5 protein-coding genes and 1 pseudogene are annotated in these 4,565 nt (G+C 67.1%); all 6 read left to right on the top strand.

Annotated features, from left to right (window positions below; genetic code table 11):
• Window positions 1-1,318 (top strand): KUP/HAK/KT family potassium transporter (locus DBR34_RS03365; RefSeq protein ID WP_128095695.1); only part of this gene is annotated, 1,318 nt, incomplete at its 5' end.
• A 268-nt stretch (window positions 1,319-1,586) separates the two neighbouring features.
• On the top strand, window positions 1,587-2,627 hold the full coding sequence (ruvB, locus tag DBR34_RS03360) for a Holliday junction branch migration DNA helicase RuvB (RefSeq protein ID WP_128095694.1): 1,041 nt from the start codon (window positions 1,587-1,589) through the stop codon (window positions 2,625-2,627).
• Complete coding sequence (gene ybgC / locus DBR34_RS03355) at window positions 2,617-3,048, top strand: tol-pal system-associated acyl-CoA thioesterase (RefSeq protein WP_128095693.1); 432 nt, start codon at window positions 2,617-2,619, stop codon at window positions 3,046-3,048. The genes ruvB and ybgC overlap by 11 nt, the downstream gene beginning before the upstream one ends.
• Window positions 3,049-3,058: 10 nt before the next feature.
• Complete coding sequence (tolQ, locus tag DBR34_RS03350; RefSeq protein WP_038686716.1) at window positions 3,059-3,838, top strand: protein TolQ; 780 nt, start codon at window positions 3,059-3,061, stop codon at window positions 3,836-3,838.
• 24 nt (window positions 3,839-3,862) lie between these two features.
• On the top strand, window positions 3,863-4,291 hold the full coding sequence (gene tolR / locus DBR34_RS03345) for a protein TolR (RefSeq protein WP_128095692.1): 429 nt from the start codon (window positions 3,863-3,865) through the stop codon (window positions 4,289-4,291).
• A pseudogene (locus DBR34_RS03340) lies at window positions 4,281-4,565 on the top strand (protein TolA); the annotation flags it as partial. The gene tolR and the pseudogene DBR34_RS03340, both read left to right, overlap by 11 nt.

Genomic DNA, 4,565 nt, shown 5'->3' with positions numbered 1-4,565 from the left:
CTGGAACATCGTCGACGCGCCGGAAGTGCTCAAGGCCTTCAACCCCATGTGGGCGCTGCGCTTCTTCATGGAGCACGGCTGGCACGGCATCTTCATCCTGGGCGCGGTGGTGCTGGCAGTCACCGGTGGCGAGGCGCTGTACGCGGACATGGGCCACTTCGGGGCCAAGCCGATCCGCCATGCGTGGTATTTCTTCGTGCTGCCGTGCCTGGTGCTGAATTACCTGGGGCAGGGCGCGCTGGTGCTCAACAACCCCGAGGCAGTGAAGAACCCGTTCTTCGAGGCCGTGCCCGACTGGGCGCTGTACCCGATGATCATCCTGGCCACCATGGCCGCGGTGATCGCCTCGCAGTCGGTGATCACCGGCGCCTTCTCGGTCTCGCGCCAGGCCATGCAGCTGGGCTACATCCCGCGCATGCGCATCACCCATACCTCGCACGACACCATCGGCCAGATCTACATCCCCGGCATCAACTGGGGCATCGCGGTCATGGTGATCGGGCTGGTGCTGGCCTTCCGCAGCTCGTCCAACCTGGCCGTGGCCTACGGCATCTCGGTGTCGGCGACGATGCTGATCGACACCCTGCTGCTGGCCCTGGTGGCCCGCGCGCTGTGGCCGACCTCGCGCTACTGGATCATCCCGCTGTGCGTGGTGTTCTTCATCATCGACCTGGGCTTTGTGATCGCCAACGGCGCCAAGCTGCTGCAGGGCGCCTGGTTCCCGGTGGTGCTGGGCATCGTGCTGTTCACGATGATGCGTACCTGGCGGCGCGGCCGCGAGCTGCTGCGTGACGAGATCCGCAAGGACGGCATCCGCATCGACACGTTCCTGCCCGGGCTGATGCTGGCCCCGCCGGTACGGGTGCCGGGCACCGCGGTGTTCCTCACCGCCGACCCCACCGTGGCGCCGCATGCGCTGATGCACAACCTCAAGCACAACAAGGTGCTGCACGAGCGCAACGTCTTCCTGCACGTGGTGACCCTGCCGGTGCCGTACGCGCCGGAGGGCCAGCGCCTGAAGATCGAGTCGGTGGGCGATGAGTTCTACCGCATCTACGTGCGCTTCGGCTTCATGGAAACCCCGGACGTGCCGCTGGCGCTGATGCGCTCGTGCGACCACGGCGGGATCTACTTCGACCCGATGGACACTACCTTCTTCGCCAGCCGCGAGACCATCGTGGCCACCGCCAACCGGGGCATGCCGATCTGGCGCGACAAGCTGTTCGCGCTGATGCACCGCAATGCGGCCCCGGCCACCGGGTTCTTCCGGATCCCGGGCAACCGGCTGGTGGAACTGGGGGCGCAGGTGGAGATCTGACTTCGTCAGATCGCCACCTGCGGTGCGCCCCACGCTTTGCTACGCAAACCGTGGTCCCCGGGGCATTCCACCTAATCCCCGCGCCTTCGGCGCGCTCCCTCCGATGCGTTCCCGGTAGTGCCGGCCGCTGGCCGGCTCCCCATGACCCCTGCATCGTGCGGAGCCGGCCAGCGGCCGGCACTACCTCGAGCGTGGATCGCGTGGAGCCGGCCAGCGGCCGGCACTACCCGGGGCGCGGATCGCGCTCCTTTTGCCGCATAATTGCCGCATGACAGACGACCGCATCATCGGTGCCGGTGCCACCCGCGAAGACGAGGGCACCGACGCCAGCATCCGCCCCAAGCGCATGGCCGATTACCTGGGCCAGGCGCCGGTGCGCGAGCAGCTGTCGATCTATATCGAGGCGACCAAGGCCCGGGGCGACGCGCTCGACCACGTGCTGATCTTCGGCCCGCCCGGGCTGGGCAAGACCACCTTGAGCCACGTGATCGCCAATGAGCTGGGCGTGGCCCTGCGGGTCACCTCCGGCCCCGTGATCGAAAAGGCCGGCGACCTGGCCGCGCTGCTGACCAACCTGCAGCCGCACGACGTGCTGTTCATCGACGAAATCCACCGCCTCTCGCCCGTGGTCGAGGAAGTGCTGTACCCGGCCATGGAAGATTTCCAGATCGACATCATGATCGGCGAGGGCCCGGCGGCCCGCTCGATCAAGATCGACCTGCCGCCGTTCACCCTGATCGGGGCCACCACCCGGGCCGGGCTGCTGACCGCGCCGCTGCGCGACCGCTTCGGCATCGTGCACCGGCTCGAGTTCTACACCCCGGAAGAGCTGACCAAGATCGTCCGTCGCTCGGCCGCCATCCTCAACATCGACTGCACCGCCGAAGGCGCGGCCGAAATCGCGCGGCGCTCGCGCGGCACCCCGCGTATCGCCAACCGCCTGGTGCGCCGCGTGCGCGACTACGCCCAGGTCAAGGCCGCCGGCCATATCGACCAGGACGTGGCGCAGGCGGCCATGCAGATGCTCAAGGTGGACCCGGAAGGCTTCGACGAGCTCGACAGGCGCATGCTGCGGACCATGGTCGACTACTTCGATGGTGGCCCGGTGGGCATCGAATCGCTGGCGGCGGCCCTGTCCGAAGAGCGCGGCACGCTGGAGGACGTGGTCGAGCCCTACCTGATCCAGCAGGGCTTCCTGATCCGCACCGCGCGCGGCCGCATGTGCACGCACAAGGCGTACCGACACATGGGCCTGAAGCCGAAGAATCCCCCCGCGGACCTGTTTGCCGAGGCCATTGATGGAAATTGAGCCCCGGTTCAGTTGGCCGACACGCATTTACTGGGAAGATACCGACGCTGGCGGCGTGGTCTACCACGCACGCTATGTGGCCTTCATGGAGCGGGCACGGACCGAATGGATGCGGGCATTGGGCTTTGGCCAGGAGCGCACGCGCACCGACCATGGCCTGGTATTCGCGGTCCGCGCGATGACCATGGACTTTCTCAAGCCGGCGCGGCTGGACGATGCGCTGGCCGTGACCGCCACGCTGGTGCAGTGCAAGCGCGCCAGCATGGTGTTCGACCAGCGCGTGTGTCGCGGCGATGAAACGCTGCTGACCGCCCAGGTCAGGATTGCGGCATTGGATGCCTCCACCTTCAAACCGCGTGGCATGGACGATGTCCTCCTTGCCGCGTTGAAACCCTACGAACTTCAAGTATCCGCACAGTGAGGAACAACGGATGATCGCAATGCTCCTGGCCCTGCAGGCCACGGTGACCGAGGCGCTGCCGCAGGAAGTGACCAGTGCTGCGGCGCAGACGGTTGCGCAGGCCGCGCATGGCGGTGGCATCAACTACCTGGACCTGATGGTCAAGGCCAGCCTGCCGGTGAAGATCATCGTGCTGCTGCTGCTGGCCGGTTCGTTCATCAGCTGGGTGATCATCTTCCGCAAGGCGCGCGTGTTCAACGCCGCCAACCGCGAAGCCGACGAGTTCGAAAGCCGCTTCTGGTCCGGCGCCGACCTGGGCAAGCTGTACAGCTCGGCCACCGACCGCAACCGCAAGGTGGGCGGCCTGGAAGCGATCTTCGAAGCCGGCTTCCGCGAATTCACCCGCCTGCGCGACAAGCGCCGGCTGGACGGTCGCGCGCAGCTGGAAGGTGCCCAGCGCGCCATGCGCACCACCTACACCCGCGAAGTGGACCAGATGGAACGCAGCCTGGAGCTGCTGGCCAACATCGGTTCGACCGCCCCGTACGTGGGCCTGGTCGGCACCGTGTTCGGCATCATGGTGACCATGCACGACATGATCAACAGCGGTGAGCAGGCCGGTATCGCCTCGGTCGCCCCGGGCATCTCCGAAGCCCTGTTCGCCACCGCCATCGGCCTGTTCGTGGCCATCCCGGCGGTGTGGGCCTACAACCGCTTCACCACCCGCGTGGAGCGCATGTCGGTCCGTTTTGAAACCTTCGCAGAAGAGTTCAGCTCGATCCTGCAGCGCCAGAGCGCCGGCGACGAGTAAGCGCCCCGCACCAAGGACCCTGCCATGACTGCTGCCATCGGCCGCCGCAAGCGCCGCAAGCTCAAATCCGAAATCAACGTCGTGCCGTACATCGACGTCATGCTGGTGCTGCTGATCATCTTCATGGTCACCGCGCCGCTGCTGACGCTGAGCTTCGAAGTCGACCTGCCCAGCTCCCAGGCCAAGGCCCTGGAAAGCAAGCAGGACCCGGTGATCGTGTCGGTGCGCCTGGACGGCCAGCTCAGCCTGAAGCTGCCCGAGGCCAAGGAACCGACCCCGATGGATCCCGGCCAGCTGCAGGCGCAGCTGGGCGCGTTGGCCGCACAGGACAAGAACCTGCGCGTGATCGTGGCCGCCGACAAGGCCGTGGCCTATGAAAAGGTGGTCGCGGCGATGGACGTGATCAAGCGCGCCAACGTGGAAAAGGTGGGCCTGGCGACCGATGCACGCTGAAGCCCTGCCACCGCAGCGCCAGCCGGAAGAAAAGTGGGGTCTGCCGATCGCGCTGGCGCTTGGCGTGCACCTGCTGCTCGCGCTGGTGTTCATCGGCGCCTGGCTGTGGTCGCCGCAACGCACCACCGAGGCCGCCGCTGGCGACCCGGCGATCGAGGCCAGCCTGCAGTTGTCCGCCTCCGAGGCCGCCGCCGCGCGCCAGGCGCTGCGTGCTTCGGAGAAGCTGCCCGACCTGCCTGAGCCGGTCGCCCAGCCCGAGCCCATCCCCGAAGAC

Origin of the sequence: Stenotrophomonas sp. HMWF003 (assembly GCF_003061285.1) — a bacterium.
Classification (GTDB): domain Bacteria; phylum Pseudomonadota; class Gammaproteobacteria; order Xanthomonadales; family Xanthomonadaceae; genus Stenotrophomonas; species Stenotrophomonas maltophilia_AP.
The sequence above is the reverse complement of the archived record's forward strand: the minus strand, read 5'-3'. Positions and strand labels throughout refer to the sequence as shown.